Origin of the sequence: Rothia sp. CCM 9419 (genome assembly GCF_048512815.1) — a bacterium.
In the GTDB taxonomy this organism is placed as follows: domain Bacteria; phylum Actinomycetota; class Actinomycetes; order Actinomycetales; family Micrococcaceae; genus Rothia.
In genome coordinates this window covers 91,976-113,645 of the sequence record NZ_JBLXXY010000007.1, presented here as the reverse complement: position 1 = coordinate 113,645, position 21,670 = coordinate 91,976, and the positions used below count along the sequence as shown (strand labels likewise).

Sequence of the window (21,670 nt, the reverse complement as noted above, 5' to 3'; positions counted from 1 at the left end):
CTATGAAGAAGAAAACACTATCCCAAGCACTTTTAGCTTCTGCCGCAACCGCAGCTCTTGGGCTATCGTTCCTCACCACCACCTCGGCACAGGCGGAGAACACTAAAGATGGCTCATCCAGCGACAAAGCAGCAGCATCGTGCTACGAAATTAAACAAAATAACTCCCGTTCACGCTCCGGAACATACTGGCTTTATACCCCAGAGATGGACGCGCCAGAACAGTTCTACTGCGACCAAGAAACCAATGGTGGCGGATGGGTTCTCATCGGACGCGGACGTGAAGGCTGGACAGAACAATACGCTGGACAAGGAGACCCCCAAAAGCTAGCGACAAACCCTGACGGCACTGACGCCTTCTCCCCTATCCAACTTCCCTCACTAACTGTTGATGCGCTCCTTAACGGGCAGTCCCCCAGCGAACTATCAGATGGTGTACGATTCCGTCGTAGCACCAACGCTGAAGGAACCAAATGGCAGGAGCTTACTGCTCAACGAGCTCAAGCTAAAAACTGGACTTGGGCGCTCCAGGCAACTGCAAACTGGGAAAATATCAAGTTTGATAACCCTTCTTGGACCGATTGGAACCGGTTCTACCACCACTCTCTAGGACGCATCGGAACTTTTAACACCCGATACAATGTCCTTCGTTTCAGCACATCTAAAGAGTTCAACTGGAAACTTGGATTCCAGTTTGGTCCTCGCGTGTATGGAAACACCAGCCCTAACTCCTACCTATGGTCACCCAATGGGTCCTACGCAGTACCATTCACTCAGGTATATCTTCGCCCGAAACTTACTCAGGCTGACCTAAACCTCAACGCTATTGCTGATTCCGGTGCAGCGGCTTCCCAAAAAGTAGAACTACCTAATAGCTACTCATCTGCCATGAAATGGCGCACATCCGAAGCAACCGGAACTGGCACCAAATCAGAGATGAACACCTACGTTCAGGCCATCACACAGGTCGGTGACACAGTATTCACCGGTGGCGACTTTAAAAATGTTGTCAGTGCACGTGGAGAAACTGTCAACCAGTCCTTCATCGCTGGCTACAACGTTAAAACTGCTGAGCTCGTACGTTCTTTCACCCCCAAGCTCAACGGGCAGGTTAAAGCTGTAGAAGCTCTACCTAACGGAACTTTAGCTGTTGGTGGCGAGTTCACCGAAGTCAACGGTGAAAAGGTCGATGGCTTCGTCATCCTCAACCCCGTTACCGGAAAGATTGACCGCACCTACGATTGGCATATCCAAAACCGCCTTTCCTCCGGTGTAACCACGGTCAAGACCATCCACGCTAAAAACGGTTACCTCTACATCGGTGGTATCTTCACCCACGTTAAAGGCTCCGGATCTTCCGCATACGCATATTCCCGTAGCGCTGCACGCTTCGACCTCAACACCGGCTCCGTCGACTGGAAGTGGCGTCCAAACTTTAACGGCACTGTCAACGGCATCAGCGCAGCTGACGACAACTCTGCAGTCTATGCAGCAGGATACTTCTCAACCCTTGGTTCAGAACGTACCTGGAAACTCGCAGCCATCGATTACAACAACGGTACCCGTAAACAAGACTGGGATTGGCGCTTGTCATATAACAAAGGCAACCACAAGAACCAAGGTTTCCAGTTTGACGTCCAAGACGCTCATGACTCAGTATGGGCAGGCGGCGCAGAGCACCTCGTTGCGCAATACAACAAGAACGATCTTTCACGTCGTTCTGCAGCCATCACCAAATCTGGTGGCGATTTCCAAGACCTTCACAAGAGTGGCAACGTAGTGTACGCTGCATGCCACTGCGGTGACTGGATTTATGAAGGCGCACAGACACACGACCGCCCATGGGATGAATCTAGCAATATCCACATGGAACGCCTCGTCAACGCTTTTGACGCAAACACCGGAGCGGTTCTTCCAGAGTTCAACCCCATCATCAGCGGTGCTAGTGGATACGGTATCTGGGAGTCCTTCGTAGACTCCACCGGCGTTCTCTGGGTTGGTGGCGACATCAACCGAAGTGCTGGTGCTTCCGGCGTTCAACAAACTGTTGGTTTTGCTCGTTACGCACCCCGTGACGTCACTCCACCAGCAACACCTGCAAATCTTTCTGTAACGACTCGTAACGGTCAAGATATCCTCAACTGGGATAGCAAAACTAATGGCAAGACCACCTACCAAGTCCTTCGTGACGACCGCGTTATTGCAACCGTTGGTCTTGGCGTTACTACCTACGAGGTCGAGCACGCTGATAACGCTCGCTACTTTGTACGTTCTGTTGATGCAGCTGGAAACTACTCCGCATCAACCCCAGTGGCTATCGCAGGTCTCGGTAACGGTGTAGTTGACCCTGAGAAGCCAGAACCAGTTGGCCCTGAGAAACCAGAGCCAGTTGACCCTGAGAAGCCAGAGCCAGTTGACCCTGAGAAGCCAGAGCCAGTAGATCCTGAGAAGCCAGAACCAGTTGACCCTGAGAAGCCAGAGCCAGTTGACCCTGAGAAGCCAGAGCCAGTAGATCCTGAGAAGCCAGAACCAGTTGACCCTGAGAAACCAGAACCAGTTGACCCTGAGAAACCAGAGCCAGTTGACCCTGAGAAGCCAGAGCCAGTAGATCCTGAAAAACCAGAGCCTGTAGACCCTGTGGCACCTGTTACTGATAAGGTCCTTATCAACCGTGGCGAGCGCTGGAACGTTCTTCTAGACCCAGTCTGGGCGAATAATTCTTGGCGCGAGGTTGATACTGACGTTACCGGTTGGTACAACGCTACAGCTCCAATGGGTTGGAACAGTGCACAGCTAAGAACTGAGCTCAACTCAAATGTCTTCAAGCAGCCCACATCCATGTACACCCGCAAGGAAATCCAGATTGAGAATCCCTCGGATTACGTATCTTTGGAACTCAACATGCGTTTGGATGACGGCGCTATCGTGTACGTCAATGGTAAAGAGGTCAAACGCCACAATATGTCTTCTGGCTATGTTGATGCTTTGACTCGAGCTACTGCAGCTCCTGCTGACTGGTCTGCAATCAATAACCCAGTTATCATTCAGATTCCTGCCTCTGACCTCATTGAAGGCAAGAACGTTATTGCTGTAGAAACTCACGGATTCACCAACTGGTGGGCACGAGTCTCCTTCGACCTCTCCGCAACCTTGCGTGTTGGTTAGTCGAGACCATAAGTTGAGCTGAGGGTTCAACTCATGTGAGCTGGGGTGTGTTCTTTGAATGCTCAAAGAACACACCCCAGCTTTCTCAGCTTTAATACATCTCACAACAAGACCAAATATTTCGTGGCAACTCATCACCTAAACGATGTTTTCTCGGTACATATTGCCCCACAAACGTCGTTTTAGCTTGGTATCTCACAGTATTCTCAAGATTTTGAGGATACTATCTAGTGTCACCGAATACTTCTGCTCTAGCAGATGTAGCCGAAGTTTTTCTCCTCATACACCATGCATTCCACACCATGGTTTGCACTGACTTGATTGGTATGTTTTCGTTTTGAGTACTCAACACACAGCATCTTCTCCGCAAGGTTTCCGTGAGACTCTCGCGGCGTTAGAATCTGCCCAAAAACCTGGCCACGGAGTCCCTGCTTACACTCGTTGGGTGAATCGTCGCCTTGCACGGTATTTCGCGGCAGCAGCTGTCAAATATGGAATCAGCCCCAACCAAGTCACCGCAATTAGCGCTTTCTGGTCCTTCACAGGAATAATCCTCATAATTTTTGCTCCCCCCACCTTCGGAACAGCGTTGAGCATCAGTATCCTTTTCGCTCTCGGATACGCCCTCGATTCGGCAGACGGACAAGTCGCACGAGTCACCGGAGCATCCTCCCCCGCCGGAGAATGGCTAGATCACGTCGTTGATTCCATCCGAGTACCAGCTGTTCACCTTGCCGTACTGATTTCATTCATCCGTTGGCAAGATGACTGGCCAATACACGGATGGGCATTATGGTGGATTCCTATTGCGTTTACGTTACAAACTGTTGGGCACTTCATGAGCCAAATCCTTGCAGAACAGTTACGCAACAACCGTAAAACAGCAGCACCTCCTGCCGGCGGCGCACTCAGGTCTTTCATCAACTTACATATGGATGCTGGCACACTCTGCTGGATTTTCATTCTCTGGGGTTGGGCACCAGCATTTATCGCTGTTTATGCCCTCCTTTTCTGCGCAAACCTTGCCACTACCGCGCTTTCTATGAAACGTAAATTCCAGTCCCTGAACACACCAGCTGACGTATAAAAGAGGTCTGAGCATGTCATTTCCAACTATCTCCGCAGTTATCGCAACTATCGGTTCACGCCCTGAGCTTCTTCGCACAGCAGTGCGTTCTATTATGGAGCAAGATTATCCAGGAGATATCGAAGTCATTGTCGTCTTTGACCACGTAGAAATTGATACGCTCACCGATATTCATATTCCGCAAAATCGTTCCCTCAAAACTATTGTCAATGAGCGTCCACAAGGTTTAGCCGGCGGTCGTAATAGCGGTATATTAGCTGCTTCTGGAGAACTTATCGGGTTCTGCGATGATGACGATTACTGGTACAAAAACAAGATATCTCGCCAAGTTCAACTCTGGGAAGAGAATCCACAGGCTATCGCCATTTCTAGCGGTATTACAATCCGCACTGCCGGCGAAGATGTACAACGGCTAGCACCTGAGCGAGCAACCTTCACAGATTTTCTTCTCTCCCGTATTACCGAGATCCATCCCTCCGCCATGCTCTACCGTAGAGCAGACCTTGACGGCGGAAAAATTGGTCTTGTAGACGAACAACTTCCTAGTGCCTACGGCGAAGACTATGATTTGTTGCTAAGAGCTACCAAACATGCTGATGTGCTCAGCGTCCAAGACCCTCTCATTCTCGTCTTATGGGATAGGCCTTCATTCTTTGCCGGAAAATGGCAGTCTATGGTAGACGGTCTCACCTATCTTCTACAGAAGTTCCCTGAATTTGAACAGCAGCCTCGAGGACTTGCCCGTATCAGCGGTCAGGTAGCTTTTGCGTATGCTGCACTGGGGAACTCACAACAAGCACGACGCTGGGCACGAGCAACACTTTCACGTGACATCACTCAACTTCGAGCGTGGGCTGCGTATATTGTTTCCACCGGTCTAGTCAAAGCACATGTTCTATTAGACTTTGTACAAAAAACAGGTCGGGGGCTATAAAACATGGCGCTAGCACTTCTTAAATCTCGTGGTGGCACACGTTTCGAACATCAACCGGACCCCTACTCCACCCAAAGTTTTGCTCATCTTCCAGCCTGGCCTCTATATACACTCCTTTACGGTTTCCCTATCATCTGGGCGTTGGGCCTTTGGCAGTTCCTACCGACGGTTCTTGCCCTCATCATGGTTGCCTATATGATGATTCGCGGGAATATTCTTGTCTATAAGACACAATGGCTCTGGTTTGCACTCACAATTTGGTGTCTTGTATGTACTGTCTCTCTTCACGGCGGTAGCGATATCCTCGCGTGGGGGCTGAGATTCGTCAACATCTTTAACGTTGGTGTCTACGGCGTTTACTTTTTCAATGCCCGAGAAAAGATATCGGCTCAGGGAATGCTTGGTGGGCTTGTCACGGTATGGTACACCGTCGTCATTCTAGGGTGGTTTGCATTATTCTTCCCAGATTTTCGTCTTATCACACCCATGAGTTATCTCATGCCAGGCGGACTTTTGAATAATCCTCTCGTCCGTGATTATGTGCAACCACCATTGGCAGAAGTACAGCTTCCTTGGGGTGCCCCAGAACCTTATATTCGTCCGTCAGCGCCCTTCCCTTACGCAAATAGTTGGGGTCTAGCCTTTACCTTCTTAACCCCCGTTGTTTTGGCAGTGATTACTGCAGCAACCAAGAGGCGTACAAAAATTATTTTGAGCTTATCCGTTGCGGCAGGTCTTTTCCCTGCAATCGCTACCAGTAACCGTGGCATGTTCATTGGCTTAGCATTATGCGTCAGCTATGTTATTTTCCGCCATGTCCTTGAAGGAAACTTGAAAGTAGCTTTCTACGGGTTGGTTGCAGCCATCATCGCTCTTATTGCGTTAGTTGCTTCAGGAACATTAGCTCAGATTCTAGGACGTCAAGAGTACTCAGATTCAACCGGTGGGCGTGCAGCTCTTTATAAAGCAACGTGGGAAGCTGTTTTAGATTCACCACTCGTTGGCTATGGCACATCACGAATGAATGTCACCATTGGTGTTTCAATGGGCACTCAAGGCTACCTGTGGGCACTCATGTTCTGTTTCGGTTTGGTCGGGTTATTCCTCTTCATGGCCTTTATGCTCTATTCCATCGCAAGCACATGGGGTGTAAGTTCAGCTGCCGGTATTTGGATTCACTCTGTTCCGGTATGCGCTATCTGCGTTTTTATCTTCTACAGTTTTGACATCATGCAAATGACAGCAATGATGCTCTGCCTTGCTCTGATTATGCGTTCTATTGTGCATGAGGAGGGTCTATAGTTATGGCTTCTCTTGCTAAAAGTGGGGCAATTTCCTCTGTTTTTGTCATGTATGGTGCTGGCGCTGCGTTTGTTGCGACTCTCATCGTTTCTAATAGCTTAGGAACCTCTGGCGCTGGAGATTTTTTCCAGGTCATGGCACTTTTTGCTATTGGAACATCGTTATCGGTGTTTGGTTCTGATACTGGTTTAGTTCGTACGGTGTCAGCGCAGAAAGCAACGGGGCGTTATTCAGCAATCACGTCTCTTATTCGTTTTGCGGCTATTCCATCGGTAGCGATTTGTTTAGCTATCAGTTCTTTGACAATTGGCTATGCTTGGCTGATGCCTGAGCTCTCTGAATCTTACCGAATGATGCTCAGCGTGACCGCAGCTTTCCTACTTTGCGCAACTTTTATGACCATCTGTTTTGGTGTCTTACGAGGCCTAGGTCAGGTAGTTCTCTTTACCGGTTTGCAAAATGTTCTGCTTCCAACGCTACGTATTGTCGCGGTGTTCTTAGTAGTTACGGTAGCCGGTAATGCTCTTGCATTAGCGTTCTCTTGGGTGATCCCCGTAGTGGTTGTCGCTATCGTTGCATTTTTTGCTGTACGACGTTCACTTCCGACCGAAGAAGATTCGTTAGTTGAGAATCCTCTACCCGCAGAGACTTCTCGTTCTTTCTGGAGCTTTAGCTCGGCCCGTGGAGTTTCTGCTGTCGTTGAGTCTATTCTCGAATGGATTGACGTCCTTTGCGTAGCGGCTTTTGTCGGAGTTGGCGCTTCTGGTGTGTATGGTGCGGTTAACCGTATGGTGCGAGTTGGCGTCATGGTTGAACATACTGGTCGTATTGTGACGGGTCCTTCTATCAGCGCAGCTTTAGCCGTCAATGATTATCCGCGTGCACAAGAAATTTTCCTCGGCAATACTCGTGCACTGATCGCATTAAGCTGGCCGTTCTACCTCACGTTGGCGTTCTTTGGCCCTCTCTTATTGGAGATTTTTGGCCATGGTTTTTCTTCTGGCGCAGGTGTTCTCTGGGTGATTTGCCCGGCGATGATGGTCGCGATTGCCGCAGGAGGAGTTCAGTCCGTTCTTTTGATGAGCGGTAAGAGCCGCTGGCAACTTTATAACAAGCTTTCGTCCTTGGCCGTTTCACTTCTACTGAATTTCACCCTTGTTCCTGTATGGGGCTTATATGGTGCAGTCGTTGCGTGGTCGGCAGCTATTTTAGTTGATACTTTTCTTGCTTCGTATGAGGTCTTTTTCCTCGTTGGTATCCGTAGTTCCTTATCACAGCTTTTACCGGTGATGGGTATTGCTGGGGGTATACCCACAGCGGTAGCTCTATTAGTGGTCATTTGGCTGGGAGTTACGTGGTGGTCTCTGCTGGTGTATCTCAGTATAGCTATAGCACTATATTGCTCAGCTATTTTAGTTTTCAAAAAGTCTATGGGATTAGAAAAACTTTTCAATAAACGTCCACAACAAACTCGTGTTGGCAAACACTTTGCCCCTAAGAAAGAGGTCTAGAAACCTATGGCTAGAAATACTTCTCGTCGAGCAGTCGTCGATTCGCCCCGAGCTAATGCCCGTGCAATTCGTACAGTCTCATTATCAGCACAGCTGAAAAAGATGGTACGTCATCCTATGGTGATTGGTGTAACGGTTCTCGTCTGTGTCTTTATTGCAGGCGTATTCTCACTGATTGCAACACCAAAGTATGAGGCTTCAGCAACCGTTTTAGTCAATCCTCTATCAACAAACCCTAGCTCTTCAAGCCACGGTAATGTCTCTATCAATACTGAAGCTTCAGTTGCGAGCTCTCGTGAGGTAGCAGAGGCTGCAGCAAAGTCACTAAGCTCTTCACACGATGATTTAGTCTCTGAGCTACGTCAATCTATTGAAGTTTCTGCGCACTCTGGCACCGCTATTTTTGATGTCAAGGCAACAGCTTCTTCTGCACAAGACGCAGCAGAGTACGCAAATGCGGTAGCACAGGCCTACCTTGCGGTACGTTCTGATGCGTTGCAGGATTCTGTTAATACGGTTGCTGCCGGAATTGAAAAGCAGATTAACGCTCTTGGCAAAAATGGTAATGATGCTGCACGCACCGCATTAGAAGAACGTTTAGCTCAGGTACGCATTACCGACACTAATGCTGGACGTATTATTACTTCAGCAAAGGTTCCTCAAGACTCTACAAATCTAGGGTTCATTAAATGTATTTTTGTCGGCGCGGTATCGGGTCTTTTGTTAGGTGCCATCATTGCATGGGTATTAGATTCTCGTGCACGTACAGTGAACTATCGTGACCGCGCAGAAGATATTTTGGGAGAAGATGTCTTCGTCATTCGTGACACCCAAGATATCGAAGATACTCGCCGTGCTTTCCGCTCTATCGGCGTAATCAATGGTGATTTCCGCAAAGCCAATATTGCTGGTGCCGTATTGTATTCTTCGGTTCCACGTGCTTCTGACGATTTTGCGGCAACATTACGTCAAGCTTATGCGGATAAGGGCCTAACGTTTGTTGACTCCCCTGCTTCATTGCTTTCGCAGAAGAAACTGTCTCCCTCAGATACACCTAATGTACTAGTCACTGATCGTGGCACAGAACTTTCAGAAGTATTATCTGCAGCGGATGCTCTTGGCGCTTGCGTTGTAGTGCTTACTCCTGAAACTTCAGTCAATGATTTAGAAGAGTTCGTCAGTGTTGCTGAGCACATCACCGATGCACATTTCTTGTATGTCTTCTTGACCTCCTAAATTTTCCGTCCATTGTAAGGATTGACCATGAAAGTACTACTTGTAGCGAGCGCTGGAGGACATCTAGCACAGCTGATTGCTCTCGATAAGTTCTGGAAAGAGCATGAACGTACTTGGGCAACTTTTGAGTTGCCTGAGGTCAAGGCTGCTCTTGAAGGAGAGACGATTGATTGGGTGTATTTTCCGACAACCCGCAATATCCCCAATGCTATTCGTAATCTAAAAGTCGCATGGAAGACTTTGCGACGAGAAAAGCCGGATGTGGTGATTAGTACTGGTGCTGCGGTGTCGGTGTCATTTTTTGCAGTTGCAAAACTTTTAAAAATACGCACTGTTTTTATTGAAGCCTATGACCGTATTACGATGCCAACGATGAGTGCACGGTTATGTTATCCCATGAGCGATTTGTTTGTCGTTCAGTGGGAAGAACAGCAGAAAGCATTTCCAGAGTCAGTTAATATTGGGGCCATTATGTAATGATGCGCTGTTCCGTTAGCACAATGTTGTCACCATTTTTATTCGTTCCGTTTGTGAAAAGAGATGTACATGAGCGATTCTCAGAACATGAGTACCCCTTCACTTCAACAGCAAGGTTCTACTTCTGATGTGTCAGGTGAGTTGCAGAACCAGTCGGTCAGTTATGACCTTGTGGTGTCTTTAGGTACGGACTATCACAAGTTTGACCGGCTTGTTGAATGGGTTGAGTCGTATCTTCTCAATCATCCGACGGTTACTTGTTTGTTTCAGCATGGGTTTACTGAAGGTGCCGAACACGCAACAAAAAATATTGACAGAATGCCTCGTTCTGAACTGTTAAAGATTTATGAGGAGGCTAAGGTGGTTGTGGTTCAGGGTGGCCCAGGGTCTATCCTTGATGCGCGTGAAGTTGGTGTTATCCCTATTGCGGTGCCACGCCTTGCAGAATTTGATGAGGTTGTTGATAATCATCAGGTTCAGTTCTCACAGGTGATGGAAAATAATGGTGAAGCTTTTGTTGCTATAGATGCACGTGATCTTGCACAGAAGATTGATGAGGCGTTGAACAATCCGCAGAAGTATCTTGGCTCTCGCCGTGTTCCAGGAGCCGATCAGGCCTCAGAAAATCTCTCTGCGGGATTAGCTTCTTTGGCTCAGGTGCAGGCAGGTCATGATATGCGTAAGTTTATTCGCCGTTGGAGACAAGTTATTCGAGGTATTGTCCGTTCATAGGACGGGTAGAGTCATAGTCATTCTTTTATAGCGAAAACCTGTTAACGTAACCGTGCTGGGACGAGGTTTTCGGTTAGCTTTATAGTAAGAGTTTTTTATGATGCTACTGTCGTTATAGGAATATCTTTTTCAATTCGCTCTTTTAGGAAGGACAGTTCATGGCAATTCAAGAAACCACTACGGTTAATGCCCCTATCGACCGCGTGATTGAGGCATATGCTTCTGAAGACTTTGCGCGTTTTGTATGCGAAAAAATGGGTATTGGCTTTGAGGGTCTCGAAGTTTCGGGAGATACTGCAGGCGCGTTTTCTGCTGTGAGCAAGCGTTCTGTTGCAGCTGACCGTGTTCCTGATATTGCTCAGAAGTTTGTTTCTAAAGGCCTTCAGATGACCCAGTCTGACACCGTTTCTGCTCCAAGTGCTGATGGTAGCCGAACGATTAGCTCCGATATTAAGGTCTCGGGTATGCCCGTTTCAGCGCGAGCAACGCAGAAGCTTACTGCCTCAGGGGAAAAGACTGTTATTGAAGTATCTGGGCAGGTATCTTGTTCAATTCCTCTAGTAGGTAAGAAAATTGCTGCTGCCGCAGAACCTTATGTGGGTAAGGTTCTTTCAAAACTTGGTTCTCTTGTAGAACAGTGGGTTGCCCAAAACTAACACATTTGGTGTCCTTTTGAGGGCATGATTAAAAGAGTTGTGGGGCTAAGAACATCTGTTCTTAGCCCCACAAGTCTTTTTAAGTCTTAGAAGAAAACAGTTTAGCTTCGTGGTTCTGTTTCCATTAGTTTATCGAGGACTTGGCGTAGTTTTGTTGAGGAGGTATGAGCGGTATAGGGGAAGTACACAACCTCAACACCGACCTGAGCAAAACGTTGTTCTAAGTCAATACCGCGTGGTGTCCCTTTCCAGTCATCGCCTTTGAAGAAGGTGTTGTATCGGACCTCTTTCCAGGTCTCTAGCTTGTCTTCAAGGACTTCTGCATGAACACGGTCTACAAAATCAATGTGGGAGACAATTTCCATACGTTCAGCTAAAGGTATGACAGGCTTCCTACCTTTAGTAATTTCTAGAATTTCGTCTGAGACGACTCCTGCAATTAAGTAATCGCAGTGTTTCTTAGCTTCTCGTAAGATGTTCAAATGTCCTACGTGGAAAAGGTCAAATGCTCCAGCAGCATACCCGATGTTCATAGGTCCCCTAAATACTCTTGTCATAGATGTTTTGACTTTTCAAGAGTACGTCAGGCGCGCAAAGAAACGCCTATTATTCTTAGGCATAGTTTTAGGGACAACAGCCCACAAAAACTACTTTTTTAGGCTCTGACCAGTAAAAACTATATGATTAGGGTAGCTTTCTCATAACAGTTGTTAGAACTGTCATCTTATGAGTTCTGCAACTGAGCTTCTTTTGCCGCCTCTTCGGCAGCAACCCACGAAAGCATCGCACATTTAACACGTGCAACAAATCGAGAAACACCTGCAAAAGCTGCCGCATCCCCTAGGAGTTCTTCATCTGGTTCAATCGTCCCACGAGAACGTAATAGCTGACGGAATTGTTCCACCATCTCGTTGAACTCTTCAATGCTTAAGCCTTGAGCCATCTCAGATAGCACTGATGCTGAAGCCATAGAAATAGAGCAGCCGTCACCTTCCCAAGAAATATTCTCAATGTGTTGCTTGTTCTCGCTGAGACGGACTCTCAAGTTAATTTCGTCTCCGCAAGTGGGGTTATATTGGTGGTTATCTGCACTAGGGTGTCCCTGATTGTCGTTAAGCCCCTCCCCCAAACGTTGTTTAGAATGGTCAAGAATTATTTGCTGGTATAAAGAATCTAGTGAACTCATAAGGCTATCTTTCTTAGCGAAGGTTTAGTATCCAAAGTAGCTGCGTACTTGTGCAAGCTCTTCAAGGAAAATATCAATATCTTCAGTTGTATTGTAAATATAGCTTGACGCGCGGGTAGAAGCAGTAAGGCCCAAAGCACGGTGCAATGGTTGAGCACAATGATGTCCAACACGCACCGCGATACCTTGCATATCAAGTAGCTGTCCAACATCGTGAGGGTGCACTCCCTCTACATCAAAAGCAACTAGTCCAGCTCGTGTCTGCCCTGCTTCAGGACCTAAAGAACGAACTCCGTCAAGGTTGTTGATTCCGCGCACTAAACGCTGCCCTAACTCATGCTCCCAAGCATAGACCTGATCCATCCCAATATTTTGAAGGTAACGCACCGCCTCAGCTAGAGCAATAGCTTGAGAGATCTTTTGAGTGCCTGCTTCAAATTTTGTGGGAGCTTCCATAAATTTAGCTTCTGTCATGGTGACTTTTGTAATCATCGAACCACCCGTCAAAAAAGGAGGCATATTGGCAAGAAGCTCTGCTTTTGCATAAAGCACCCCAATACCGGTAGGGGCAAGCATTTTGTGCCCAGAGAACGCTGCAAAATCAACATCCAGTTCATGAAAATTCACCGGCATATGTGGAACCGACTGGCAGGCGTCAAGAACAACGAATGCGCCTACCTGACGTGCTAATGACACCAAAGTATCTACCGGATTAATACACCCAAGAACGTTCGAAACATGAGTAAAAGACAGAACCTTCGTTCTCTCCGTGATAAGGCGTTCAGCCTCCTCTAAATTGAGAGTCCCATCTGCATTAAGCGGTATCCAACGCAACGTTGCACCAGTTTTTTGAGCAAGTATCTGCCACGGAATCAAGTTTGCGTGATGTTCTTGTTCAGTAAGAACAATCTCGTCTCCCTCAGACAACGCGAAAGGTTGTGATGCGGGTGCGCCGATACCAGATGAAGCATTCGCAAAAGAATATGTGATGAGGTTTAACGCTTCTGTAGCATTAGCCGTCCATACTATTTCGTTCTCTTGTGCACCAACAAAACCGGCAACAACCATACGAGCCTGCTCAAAGAGTTCTGTCGATTCCACAGCAAGAGTATGTGCACCACGATGGACCGCAGAATTAGTCTGCTGATAGAAAGACTGTTCAGTCTGTATCACCTGATAGGGATTCTGGCTTGTCGCACCAGAGTCCAAATACACTAGCCGTTTCCCGTTAACTTCAGTATTGAGCAGAGGAAAGTCCTCGCGTAGCTGTTGTACCGTCTGGTCGTTCAAGACAGTTCCTGAAGCTAATGCATAAGGGTGCGTCACGAGTTTTCTCCTCTAGGGGTCTGCCAACGGATAGTCAATAATAGTTATGATGCGCCGTGTAGCACATCATAACACCATGTTTTGATAGCTTATTCTTCAGTGACAAAAAATGATAGTCACAGCATGGTAAGAAGCCCGAGCCTCAGACTTCACCATAACTTTTTGTGCAGCATCTTAGGAAGATTCCGATGCCGTATGAAACTTCTGCTGTGCAGCAATAAGACCGTCTGATAACAACATATGTACTGCCTGCGCTGACTGATCAATAAGGAACGGCAAGGATTGCACTTCATCTGAACTAAAAGGTTTAAGAACAAAATCCGAAACACTCATCCGCCCAGGAGGACGCCCAATACCCGTGCGCACACGGTAATAATCTTTAGTCCCGAGTACCTTAGTAATATCTCGTAACCCGTTGTGCCCGCCTTCACCACCACCGCGTTTGAGCTTGATAGTGTCAAAAGGAATATCTAGTTCGTCATGAACCACCACAATATTTTCCGCAGACACACCATAAAATTGGGCCAACTGTCCTACAGGCGCACCAGAAACATTCATATATGTCAAAGGTTTAGCAAGAACAGCACGTGGACCACCAATACCTAAACGCCCTTCAAGAACCATTGCTCGTGCTTTACTGTGACGTTTAAAATTTCCGCCTACGCTCTGAGCAAGCTCGTCAAGGACCATCTGCCCAATATTATGACGGGTACGTTCATACTCTGCCCCAGGATTACCTAGCCCAACAACCAACCACACGTCACTCATAATTTTCCTTTGATTCGATACTCCACGTCTTCAACCAGATAGATAAGTCTCTCAAACAACAACGACCCGCACACCATCATAGTATGCGGGTCGTCGCCACCTTCATCAGGTCAGAAGATGAAAAAGATTATTCTGCGTCTTCAGCAGGTGCTTCTTCAGCAGCTTCTTCTGCAGTCTCAGGCTCAGGAACGTCGAGTTCTTCAGGCTCAGAAACGTTAACAACAAGCAGTTCAGCGTCTGCAACGAGGGTTACATCAGCAGGAAGCTTGATGTCGCCTGCAAGAACGTGGTTTCCAGCTTCGCGACCTTCGATATCAACGATGATAGCGTCAGGAGACTTCAAAGCGTCTGCCTCAACCAAGAGAACGGTTTCTTCGAGGTTAGCTACAGCGCCCTGTGCAACTTCGCCTTCAACCTGTACAGGAACCTCGATTTCGACGCGCTCGCCGCGCTTAACGATGAGGAGGTCCATGTGCTGAAGTTCAGGACGAATAGGGTGACGCTGGATGTCTTTAATCATGGCAAGAACTTCTTCGCCTTCAATGTCAAGAGCAAGAATAGCGTTTGCCTGACGTGCAGCAAGAGTAGTTGCGTGACCAGGAAGAACAACGTGCTTGGGATCTTCACCGTGTCCGTAGATTACACCGGGAATGTCGCCTGCCATACGGATACGACGTGCGTATCCTTTGCCGAAGCCTTCGCGAAGAGTTGCGGAAATTTTGATGGTATCTGACATAAGAGATACTCCTTTCAACTGGATATATTGCGCCATACAGTGTACTGACGCCAGAATATTATTCCAGTTCAGCCACCGTCGGGTTCGGACCTACCTACAGATGTTCTGTAGATATTCCACCGCCTTGGCTTTCTCAAGTGGCGTTGTTTCTTATATCTGAAGAGACAACCGTTCAATTATGCCTGATTAATAATACTCAGGCAAGGGGACGTTTGGGGTATCTCAAGTCATAGATACCCCAAACGTCTATATTTTTAATCCTGTAAACCCTCAAGGTACTTTGTGAGCGCTTCTTGATGGTCGCGAGGGGTAAACCCAGTAGCAATGATTTTTGACAGGTTCATTGCAGAGTTCATAGGACGTGGTGAGTAGTTCTCAGCTTCTGCAAAATATTCTGCGGTAGTTGTTTCACTCACACGTTGAGGGTCATGTCCGCACGCTTCGTAGACGTTTTGAGCTAGTTGCGCCCAGCTAATAACTTCTCCAGTGTTCGATACATGGTAAGTACCATAGGGTGCTTTGGTCTCAAGCAGATGTAAGAGTGCACCAGCAAGGTCTTCAGTGAAGGTTGGTCTGCCGTATTGGTCAGCAACAACAGCGGGATCGATACCACGCTCTGCAAGTGAACGCATAGTGAGCACAAAGTTTTTACCTTCACCAATAACCCAGCTGGTTCGCACCAAATAATGTGCGTCGAGGGCATTAACTGCGCATTCTCCAGCGGCTTTGGATTGCCCGTAGACTCCAAGAGGTGCTACTGGCGCATCTTCAGAGTATTCTTCTGGGCGTTCAAGGCTACCGTCAAAGACGTAGTCCGTTGATACATGTACCAATGGGATGTTTGCTTCACGCGCAATCTGAGCTAATGCGCTCACACCAGTGGCGTTAACCGCCCATGCGTCAGTGCGTCCTTGCCCCACCTGCGCGTTATCAACAGCAGTATAGGCTGAAGCGTTGATGATGGCGCGTAATGAACGCCAACGATAGGCTTTCTCCCAGCTTTTAGGTTCAGTCATATCTATTTCATCGCGAGTTGCTGCGATATATGGGATATGACGTTCGGTGAGCTGTCGTACGAGTTCTTTACCGAGTTGCCCTTGAGCTCCAATCACAAGAATAGGAGCTTCTTGGACAGGTTCTACAGCGTCTAAGCGTGGATGATTTTTGTCTTTATCAGAAAGTTCTGCCTGTTCGAGAGGAATAGGCCAGTCGATAGCAACAGTTTCATCGGCAAGGTTCAAGAAAGAGTATTCACCTTGTGCTTGAGCGGACCAATGGTCGTTGACGACGTAGGTGTATGCGGTGTTATCTTCAAGTGTTTGGAAAGAGTTTCCGACGCCACGAGGAACGAACACCGCCTTATCTGGTCCGAGTTCAACGGTAACGACTTTTCCGAAAGATTCTCCGGCGCGTAAGTCTACCCATGCACCGAAGATTTTTCCGGTAGCTACTGAAACAAATTTATCCCATGGTTCAGCGTGAATGCCACGAGTTGTTCCGACGCTTGCGTTGAAGGAGATGTTGTTCTGTACTGGCCCGAAGTCAGGTAGTCCAAGCGCCACCATTTTTTCGCGTTGCCAGTTTTCTTTGAACCAACCTCTGTTATCTCCGTGAACAGGCAGGTCAATCACGAGAAGCCCCGGAATATCAGTGGTGTGCACGGCAAGATCATGAGTCATCTTTTACTGCCCTGCTTTCGCGTATTTTGCTTCAACTTCAGCTTTGAGAGGTTCCCACCAGTCTCGGTTGTCTTCATACCAGCGGATGGTATCTGCAAGTCCTGATTCAAAATCAGTAAAGCGAGGTTCCCAGCCGAGTTCTTCACGCAGACGAGTGCCGTCGATAGCGTAACGCAGGTCGTGTCCGGGACGATCTACGACGTGTTCAAAGGCGTCTTCTGGCTTACCCATCAAACGCAAGATTGTACGTAGCACGGTGATGTTATTTTCTTCGCCGTTCGCCCCGATAAGATAGGTCTCTCCGATTTTTCCTTTGTTAAGAATGGTCAGCACAGCAGAGGAGTGATCTGAGGCATGAATCCAGTCGCGCACGTTCAGGCCTTCTCCGTAGAGTTTTGGTTTGATTCCGGAGAGAACGTTGGTGATTTGTCGTGGAATAAATTTTTCGATGTGTTGATAAGGCCCGTAGTTGTTGGAGCAGTTAGAAATGGTTGCTTCAATACCAAATGAACGAACCCATGCGCGCACAAGAAGGTCTGATCCAGCTTTTGTGGAAGAGTACGGCGAGGAGGGGTTATAGGGGGTGCGTTCTGTAAATTTTTGAGGGTCGTCGAGTTCGAGGTCACCGAACACTTCGTCAGTAGAAATATGGTGGTAACGGGTTTTGTGTTCACGAACCGCCTCAAGGAGGGTATACGTACCAATGAGGTTAGTGTGGATAAAAGGTGAAGGGTCGTTCAATGAATTATCGTTATGTGATTCTGCTGCATAGTGAACGACAGCATCTGCCTGTTGCACAAGTGGATCTACCACGTCGCGGTCTGCAATATCGCCTTTGACAAGCTCAAAACGCGATGAGTCTAGACCTGCTAAAGATTTCTCGTTAGCAGCGTAGCTCATAATATCGAGCACAGTTACATGATGATCGGTGTTCTCTAAAAGGTGGTGTACGAAGTTTGAACCGATAAAGCCGGCTCCGCCGGTGACAAGAATTTTTCCCATAGTTACATGGTACGGGAAGTATTATTCGTAGCGTTTGCACAAATAACAAATATTTCATTGATTTTCATGACACAATAAAGCGTATGAAGGGAATTATTTTAGCGGGGGGAACCGGTAGTCGACTCCACCCCATCACACTCGGCATCAGTAAGCAGCTCACTCCTGTTTACGACAAACCAATGATTTATTATCCGCTCTCAACTTTAATGTTGGCGGGTATCCAAGATATCCTCATTATTACAACACCAGAGGATAGTGAACAATTCCAGCGTCTACTTGGGGACGGATCGCAATTTGGAGTTTCATTCACGTACAAGGTGCAGCCCTCTCCAGATGGCCTAGCACAAGCGTTCTTATTGGGAGAAGAACACATCGGCAACGATAGTGTGGCGCTCGTACTAGGTGACAATATCTTCTACGGCCCGGGCCTAGGCAATCAGCTCCGTAAATATAGCAACATCGAAGGAGCCGCAGTCTTCGGTTACCGTGTTGCTGACCCAAGAGCTTATGGCGTCGTTGAATTTGACGAAGATTTCAAAGCTCTCTCAATTGAAGAGAAGCCAGAGAACCCTAAGAGCGATTACGCTATTCCAGGGTTATATTTCTACGACAACCACGTTGTCGAACACGCTAAAAGCATTAAGCCTTCTGCCCGCGGAGAGCTAGAAATCACCGATTTGAACAGGGTCTACCTTGAGCAAGGAAAATTGCAGGTAGAGGTCCTTCCTCGTGGAACTGCATGGCTAGACACCGGAACTTTTGATTCTTTAGCAGATGCAACGAGCTTCATTCGCACTGTTCAAGCACGTCAAGGTCTATCTATTGGTTGCCCTGAAGAAATTGCTTGGCGTATGGGATACCTCAGCGACGAGCAACTAGCTCAGCGGGCACAGCCGTTAGTAAAGAGTGGATACGGACAATATCTTCTCAATCTCTTGAAGTAGTTCTCAAAGCACTTACGTCATTGGGCACTCGATGTTTCGTGAAAGCAATTACTTTTGAGAGTTTTCTATCACTCACTGAAGTAGACAAAGCGACCAGTGTTAGAATGACCAAGACTTAAACTATCTTTATCTCCACCATCATTCCGCCTTTTGAAGGTTTTACAATATGACAATTCTTGATTTTGCGCGTCTGCTCAGGGTTAACCTGAAACTCTTAGTCATCGGCGCACTCATCGGAGCCCTCTTAGGGCTGGGGTATTCACTCCTCCAACCTAAAATCTATGCTTCATCTGCCACCGGCTACGTCACTGTTGGGCAGTCTGAGGGTATCGGCGATGTAATTTCCGGTAGCTCAGCAGCAAAAGATAAAGCGCGCTCTTACCTAGCATTAGTATCTTCCGGCCCTGTTGCAAAACAGATTCTTGCAGAGAACCCTGACCTCAAACTCTCTGAAGGTCAGATTCGTGGAAGTTTACGGGCTTCTCTCGAAGGTGAGTCTGCTCTTATCCGAGTTCGTGCAACAGCAACTAGCCCCGAAGGCGCTCAGGTGCTAGCAAACTCTTCTTTAGAAGCGACAGCAAAAGTTGTTAATGAGCTAGAAGGATCCACTACTGTTCGTGTTGTCCCTCTTGATGACGCAACACTCCCTGGCGCTCCTATCAGCCCTGACACGAAAAAGAATGTTGGCATTGCTGCACTCATTGGCTTGGTTGCTGTCTTTGCTGTCATCTTCCTACGCCGTGCACTAGACGTCAAAGTTCGTACTCGTAACGATGTCATTAAAGCTACTGATGCTGGCATTTTGGGCATGCTCCCAGAGACTGAGAGCCTTTCTGAAGATCAAGTCACCACGAACAAAGACGACCATGCTTCTCAAGAAGCAGTTCGTCAGCTACGTACAAACCTCCGCTTCGTCAACGTTGATAAACCACCGCGTTCTATTATTGTGACATCTTCTGAACCTGGCGAAGGTAAGTCCACTGTGGCAACTTCTTTGGCTCGTTCTTTGGCTGAAGCTGGCGAGCCAACCATCATTATCGATGCTGACTTGCGTCGTCCAACCATCGCAAAGAAGTTTAAGATTGACTCTAAGCTTGGTTTGAGCCAGCTCCTTGCCGGTCAGATTACGCTTCAGGAAGCGACCCGCCCATACAATGGCAGCCCAAACCTTCACATCTTGCCAGCAGGACATACTCCCCCGAATCCTTCTGAACTGCTTGGTTCAGAGAAAATGAGTCAGCTTATTGATGATCTTACGAAAGAGTTTAAGGTCATCATTGACGTTCCTCCGCTTCTTCCTGTAACCGATGCTTCGCTCTTGGCTCCATCAGTAGATGGCGTACTCCTCGTAGCAACAGTGGGAAAGACTCGTAAGGAACATCTTGAAGAGTCCTCGAAGATGATTAGAAAAGTTGGGGCTAACCTCTTTGGTGCGGTCATCAACCGTACACCGCTTAGCGGCCTCGGAAATTCTTACTACGGCTTTGGCTATGCAGGAACCTACGGAGGATACACCTCCTACTATGGTTCTGATAAAGATAAAGCCAAAAAAGCAAAAACCAAACGTAAAAAATAGCATCTAGCTATCAGGGGTGGTGTGGTACTTCGTAGATACCGCACCACCCCTTTCGTCTGGTATGGTGTAAGACCCTCCCAGCATACCTCCAGAGATTTTTAGAGATACAATGGTATTAACGCATAGATTCAAGGGACATAGATTTTGAGCAATCATCTTCAAAGCAATAGCTCTACTACAGAGCAACAGGTTTCTTTGCCTGTACGTATTCGCCTATCTCATGCTTATTTTCAGCATCTAGCTGATCTCAACGGTATCGATATCCTACATATTAAAGGTTATGCTTTCGAAAAAGAAGCATACCGCCCAGGTAGAACAAGTACCGATGTCGATGTACTCGTACGGCCTGCCCATGTAGAACGTTTTATCTACATCCTCAATCAAGCTGGTTGGCAGACCCTAGCTCATTTTGAAACAGGTTCCATTTTCGAGCATGCACAAACTCTTTATCACCCATCGTGGGGGTTAACAGACATTCACCGTTATTTCCCAGGCCTTGGGTATGAAAACCCTACACGAGCTTTTGACCAGTTATGGGAAAGGCGTCGTGTGAAAGAAATAGCGCATTACCCATGTATGGTTCCGTCTCTCATAGATATGCAACTCATCGTCGTTTTGCATGGTGCACGAGCTTCTGCAAAAGTTAAACCTGATATAACGTTCTTAGATTCTTCTCTTGAGGCTTCTGACTGGGATAATTTACGTACTCGAGCAGAAGAGCTAGATTCTTTATTAGCTTTTGATACGGCTCTAGGGAATATTGAAGCGCATAAAGATAGCCGTCACTATCTCCTCTGGAAATCTGTTTCGGAAGACTCAACGCCAGCCATTCAATGGACAGCTCGTCTACGAAGGGCCAAAACATTAGGCGATAAATGGAGAGTTATTAAATCCATCGTTGCAGTCAACGAAGACCATCTAGCGATGACCTTAGGTAGAAAACCAACCCGTCAAGAACTTCGAGAAAAATTCTTCGAACGATTTACAGCTATCAGGAGAAAACGATGAGCACCCCACAATACACTCATTCTTCTTCTTGCGCGTTCGTTCTGAACCATGAGGTTGAAACACATCAAGAATTCTATGCAGTCTATCTTGCTGACTTACGCACATCAGAAATCATGATTCTTGAAGGCTCTAGCGCCGCAATCTGGGTACTTTTAGAAGCCCCCATGACCTTAGAAGAACTGATCAACGAAATCAGTGAAATCTATCAGGTGCCCGTTGAGGATATTAAAGATGAGGTAACAGATTTTATCCAGTCTTTTGTTTCTAAAGGGTATCTCAAAGAAAACAGCTAAAAGAAAAGAGTGGTACGAGAATTTCTCTCGTACCACTCTTTTATCTCAATACA

General features: G+C 47.3%; 20 protein-coding genes. 13 read left to right on the top strand and 7 right to left on the bottom strand.

Annotated elements, in window-relative coordinates; genetic code table 11:
- Positions 1-2: 2 nt before the first annotated feature.
- The 9 genes from ACN08W_RS07150 (at position 3) to ACN08W_RS07110 (ending at position 11,099) form a co-directional block, all read left to right on the top strand.
- Positions 3-3,164: a fibrinogen-like YCDxxxxGGGW domain-containing protein gene (locus ACN08W_RS07150; RefSeq protein ID WP_419109131.1), complete on the top strand. Its 3,162-nt coding sequence runs from the start codon at positions 3-5 to the stop codon at positions 3,162-3,164.
- 337 nt (positions 3,165-3,501) lie between these two features.
- Positions 3,502-4,251 carry a CDP-alcohol phosphatidyltransferase family protein gene (locus ACN08W_RS07145; RefSeq protein ID WP_419103982.1) on the top strand — a complete coding sequence of 250 codons (750 nt, stop codon included), beginning with the start codon at positions 3,502-3,504 and terminating at the stop codon, positions 4,249-4,251.
- Between the two features lie 13 nt (positions 4,252-4,264).
- The gene (locus ACN08W_RS07140; protein ID WP_419103983.1) at positions 4,265-5,185 is read left to right on the top strand and encodes a glycosyltransferase family 2 protein; all 921 of its coding nucleotides are present in this window, start codon (positions 4,265-4,267) and stop codon (positions 5,183-5,185) included.
- A 3-nt stretch (positions 5,186-5,188) separates the two neighbouring features.
- On the top strand, positions 5,189-6,487 hold the full coding sequence (locus ACN08W_RS07135; RefSeq protein ID WP_419109130.1) for an O-antigen ligase family protein: 1,299 nt from the start codon (positions 5,189-5,191) through the stop codon (positions 6,485-6,487).
- 2 nt (positions 6,488-6,489) lie between these two features.
- Positions 6,490-7,998, top strand: coding sequence for a lipopolysaccharide biosynthesis protein (locus ACN08W_RS07130; RefSeq protein ID WP_419103985.1), 1,509 nt, complete (start codon positions 6,490-6,492; stop codon positions 7,996-7,998).
- Positions 7,999-8,004: 6 nt separating this feature from the next.
- The gene (locus ACN08W_RS07125; RefSeq protein ID WP_419103986.1) at positions 8,005-9,234 is read left to right on the top strand and encodes a Wzz/FepE/Etk N-terminal domain-containing protein; all 1,230 of its coding nucleotides are present in this window, start codon (positions 8,005-8,007) and stop codon (positions 9,232-9,234) included.
- Positions 9,235-9,261: 27 nt separating this feature from the next.
- Positions 9,262-9,711 (top strand): PssD/Cps14F family polysaccharide biosynthesis glycosyltransferase, encoded by a 450-nt coding sequence (gene pssD / locus ACN08W_RS07120; protein WP_419102093.1) that lies wholly within the window; start codon positions 9,262-9,264, stop codon positions 9,709-9,711.
- Positions 9,712-9,780: 69 nt separating this feature from the next.
- Entirely contained in the window at positions 9,781-10,443 is a 663-nt protein-coding gene (locus ACN08W_RS07115; protein ID WP_419109129.1) for a glycosyltransferase, read from the top strand.
- A gap of 158 nt (positions 10,444-10,601) precedes the next feature.
- Positions 10,602-11,099, top strand: coding sequence for a DUF2505 domain-containing protein (locus tag ACN08W_RS07110; protein ID WP_419107169.1), 498 nt, complete (start codon positions 10,602-10,604; stop codon positions 11,097-11,099).
- Positions 11,100-11,200: 101 nt separating this feature from the next.
- Here ACN08W_RS07110 and ACN08W_RS07105 read toward each other — a convergent pair whose 3' ends face one another.
- The 7 genes from ACN08W_RS07105 to rfbB all read right to left on the bottom strand — a co-directional run bounded on the left by ACN08W_RS07105 (position 11,201) and on the right by rfbB (position 17,796).
- Entirely contained in the window at positions 11,201-11,632 is a 432-nt protein-coding gene (locus ACN08W_RS07105; protein ID WP_419107170.1) for an adenylyltransferase/cytidyltransferase family protein, read from the bottom strand.
- 191 nt (positions 11,633-11,823) lie between these two features.
- Complete coding sequence (gene sufU / locus ACN08W_RS07100; protein ID WP_419103322.1) at positions 11,824-12,285, bottom strand: Fe-S cluster assembly sulfur transfer protein SufU; 462 nt, start codon at positions 12,283-12,285, stop codon at positions 11,824-11,826.
- A 24-nt stretch (positions 12,286-12,309) separates the two neighbouring features.
- Entirely contained in the window at positions 12,310-13,611 is a 1,302-nt protein-coding gene (locus ACN08W_RS07095; protein WP_419109128.1) for a cysteine desulfurase, read from the bottom strand.
- A gap of 174 nt (positions 13,612-13,785) precedes the next feature.
- On the bottom strand, positions 13,786-14,379 hold the full coding sequence (gene pth / locus ACN08W_RS07090) for an aminoacyl-tRNA hydrolase (protein WP_419107172.1): 594 nt from the start codon (positions 14,377-14,379) through the stop codon (positions 13,786-13,788).
- Between the two features lie 127 nt (positions 14,380-14,506).
- Positions 14,507-15,115, bottom strand: coding sequence for a 50S ribosomal protein L25/general stress protein Ctc (locus tag ACN08W_RS07085; protein WP_419102086.1), 609 nt, complete (start codon positions 15,113-15,115; stop codon positions 14,507-14,509).
- Positions 15,116-15,369: 254 nt separating this feature from the next.
- Positions 15,370-16,794 carry a dTDP-4-dehydrorhamnose reductase gene (gene rfbD / locus ACN08W_RS07080; protein ID WP_419109127.1) on the bottom strand — a complete coding sequence of 475 codons (1,425 nt, stop codon included), beginning with the start codon at positions 16,792-16,794 and terminating at the stop codon, positions 15,370-15,372.
- Positions 16,795-16,797: 3 nt separating this feature from the next.
- Positions 16,798-17,796, bottom strand: a complete 999-nt coding sequence (rfbB, locus tag ACN08W_RS07075; protein WP_419103326.1) for a dTDP-glucose 4,6-dehydratase — start codon at positions 17,794-17,796, stop codon at positions 16,798-16,800.
- An 83-nt stretch (positions 17,797-17,879) separates the two neighbouring features.
- On the opposite strand from rfbB, the gene rfbA reads away from it, so the two are divergent.
- From rfbA to ACN08W_RS07055, 4 genes are all read left to right on the top strand, one after another.
- A complete protein-coding gene (gene rfbA, locus ACN08W_RS07070) occupies positions 17,880-18,740 on the top strand; it encodes a glucose-1-phosphate thymidylyltransferase RfbA (protein ID WP_419103327.1) in 861 nt (286 codons plus the stop codon).
- Positions 18,741-18,906: 166 nt separating this feature from the next.
- The gene (locus ACN08W_RS07065; RefSeq protein ID WP_419103328.1) at positions 18,907-20,316 is read left to right on the top strand and encodes a polysaccharide biosynthesis tyrosine autokinase; all 1,410 of its coding nucleotides are present in this window, start codon (positions 18,907-18,909) and stop codon (positions 20,314-20,316) included.
- A gap of 144 nt (positions 20,317-20,460) precedes the next feature.
- The gene (locus ACN08W_RS07060) at positions 20,461-21,324 is read left to right on the top strand and encodes a nucleotidyltransferase family protein (RefSeq protein WP_419109126.1); all 864 of its coding nucleotides are present in this window, start codon (positions 20,461-20,463) and stop codon (positions 21,322-21,324) included.
- A complete protein-coding gene (locus ACN08W_RS07055) occupies positions 21,321-21,617 on the top strand; it encodes a PqqD family protein (protein WP_419107175.1) in 297 nt (98 codons plus the stop codon). The genes ACN08W_RS07060 and ACN08W_RS07055 overlap by 4 nt, the downstream gene beginning before the upstream one ends.
- The last annotated feature ends 53 nt before the right edge of the window (positions 21,618-21,670 follow it).

Bases quoted from the DNA above. Each gene is read 5' to 3' on its own strand.
- ACN08W_RS07135 (WP_419109130.1), top strand. From the start codon at position 5,189: ATGGCGCTAGCACTTCTTAAATCTCGTGGTGGCACACGTTTCGAACAT.
- ACN08W_RS07150 (WP_419109131.1), top strand. From the start codon at position 3: ATGAAGAAGAAAACACTATCCCAAGCACTTTTAGCTTCTGCCGCAACC.
- ACN08W_RS07140 (WP_419103983.1), top strand. From the start codon at position 4,265: ATGTCATTTCCAACTATCTCCGCAGTTATCGCAACTATCGGTTCACGC.
- ACN08W_RS07130 (WP_419103985.1), top strand. From the start codon at position 6,490: ATGGCTTCTCTTGCTAAAAGTGGGGCAATTTCCTCTGTTTTTGTCATG.
- rfbA (WP_419103327.1), top strand. From the start codon at position 17,880: ATGAAGGGAATTATTTTAGCGGGGGGAACCGGTAGTCGACTCCACCCC.
- ACN08W_RS07110 (WP_419107169.1), top strand. From the start codon at position 10,602: ATGGCAATTCAAGAAACCACTACGGTTAATGCCCCTATCGACCGCGTG.
- ACN08W_RS07065 (WP_419103328.1), top strand. From the start codon at position 18,907: ATGACAATTCTTGATTTTGCGCGTCTGCTCAGGGTTAACCTGAAACTC.
- ACN08W_RS07085 (WP_419102086.1), bottom strand. From the start codon at position 15,115: ATGTCAGATACCATCAAAATTTCCGCAACTCTTCGCGAAGGCTTCGGC.
- pth (WP_419107172.1), bottom strand. From the start codon at position 14,379: ATGAGTGACGTGTGGTTGGTTGTTGGGCTAGGTAATCCTGGGGCAGAG.
- pssD (WP_419102093.1), top strand. From the start codon at position 9,262: ATGAAAGTACTACTTGTAGCGAGCGCTGGAGGACATCTAGCACAGCTG.
- ACN08W_RS07115 (WP_419109129.1), top strand. From the start codon at position 9,781: ATGAGCGATTCTCAGAACATGAGTACCCCTTCACTTCAACAGCAAGGT.
- rfbD (WP_419109127.1), bottom strand. From the start codon at position 16,794: ATGACTCATGATCTTGCCGTGCACACCACTGATATTCCGGGGCTTCTC.
- ACN08W_RS07125 (WP_419103986.1), top strand. From the start codon at position 8,005: ATGGCTAGAAATACTTCTCGTCGAGCAGTCGTCGATTCGCCCCGAGCT.
- sufU (WP_419103322.1), bottom strand. From the start codon at position 12,285: ATGAGTTCACTAGATTCTTTATACCAGCAAATAATTCTTGACCATTCT.
- ACN08W_RS07105 (WP_419107170.1), bottom strand. From the start codon at position 11,632: ATGAACATCGGGTATGCTGCTGGAGCATTTGACCTTTTCCACGTAGGA.
- rfbB (WP_419103326.1), bottom strand. From the start codon at position 17,796: ATGGGAAAAATTCTTGTCACCGGCGGAGCCGGCTTTATCGGTTCAAAC.
- ACN08W_RS07055 (WP_419107175.1), top strand. From the start codon at position 21,321: ATGAGCACCCCACAATACACTCATTCTTCTTCTTGCGCGTTCGTTCTG.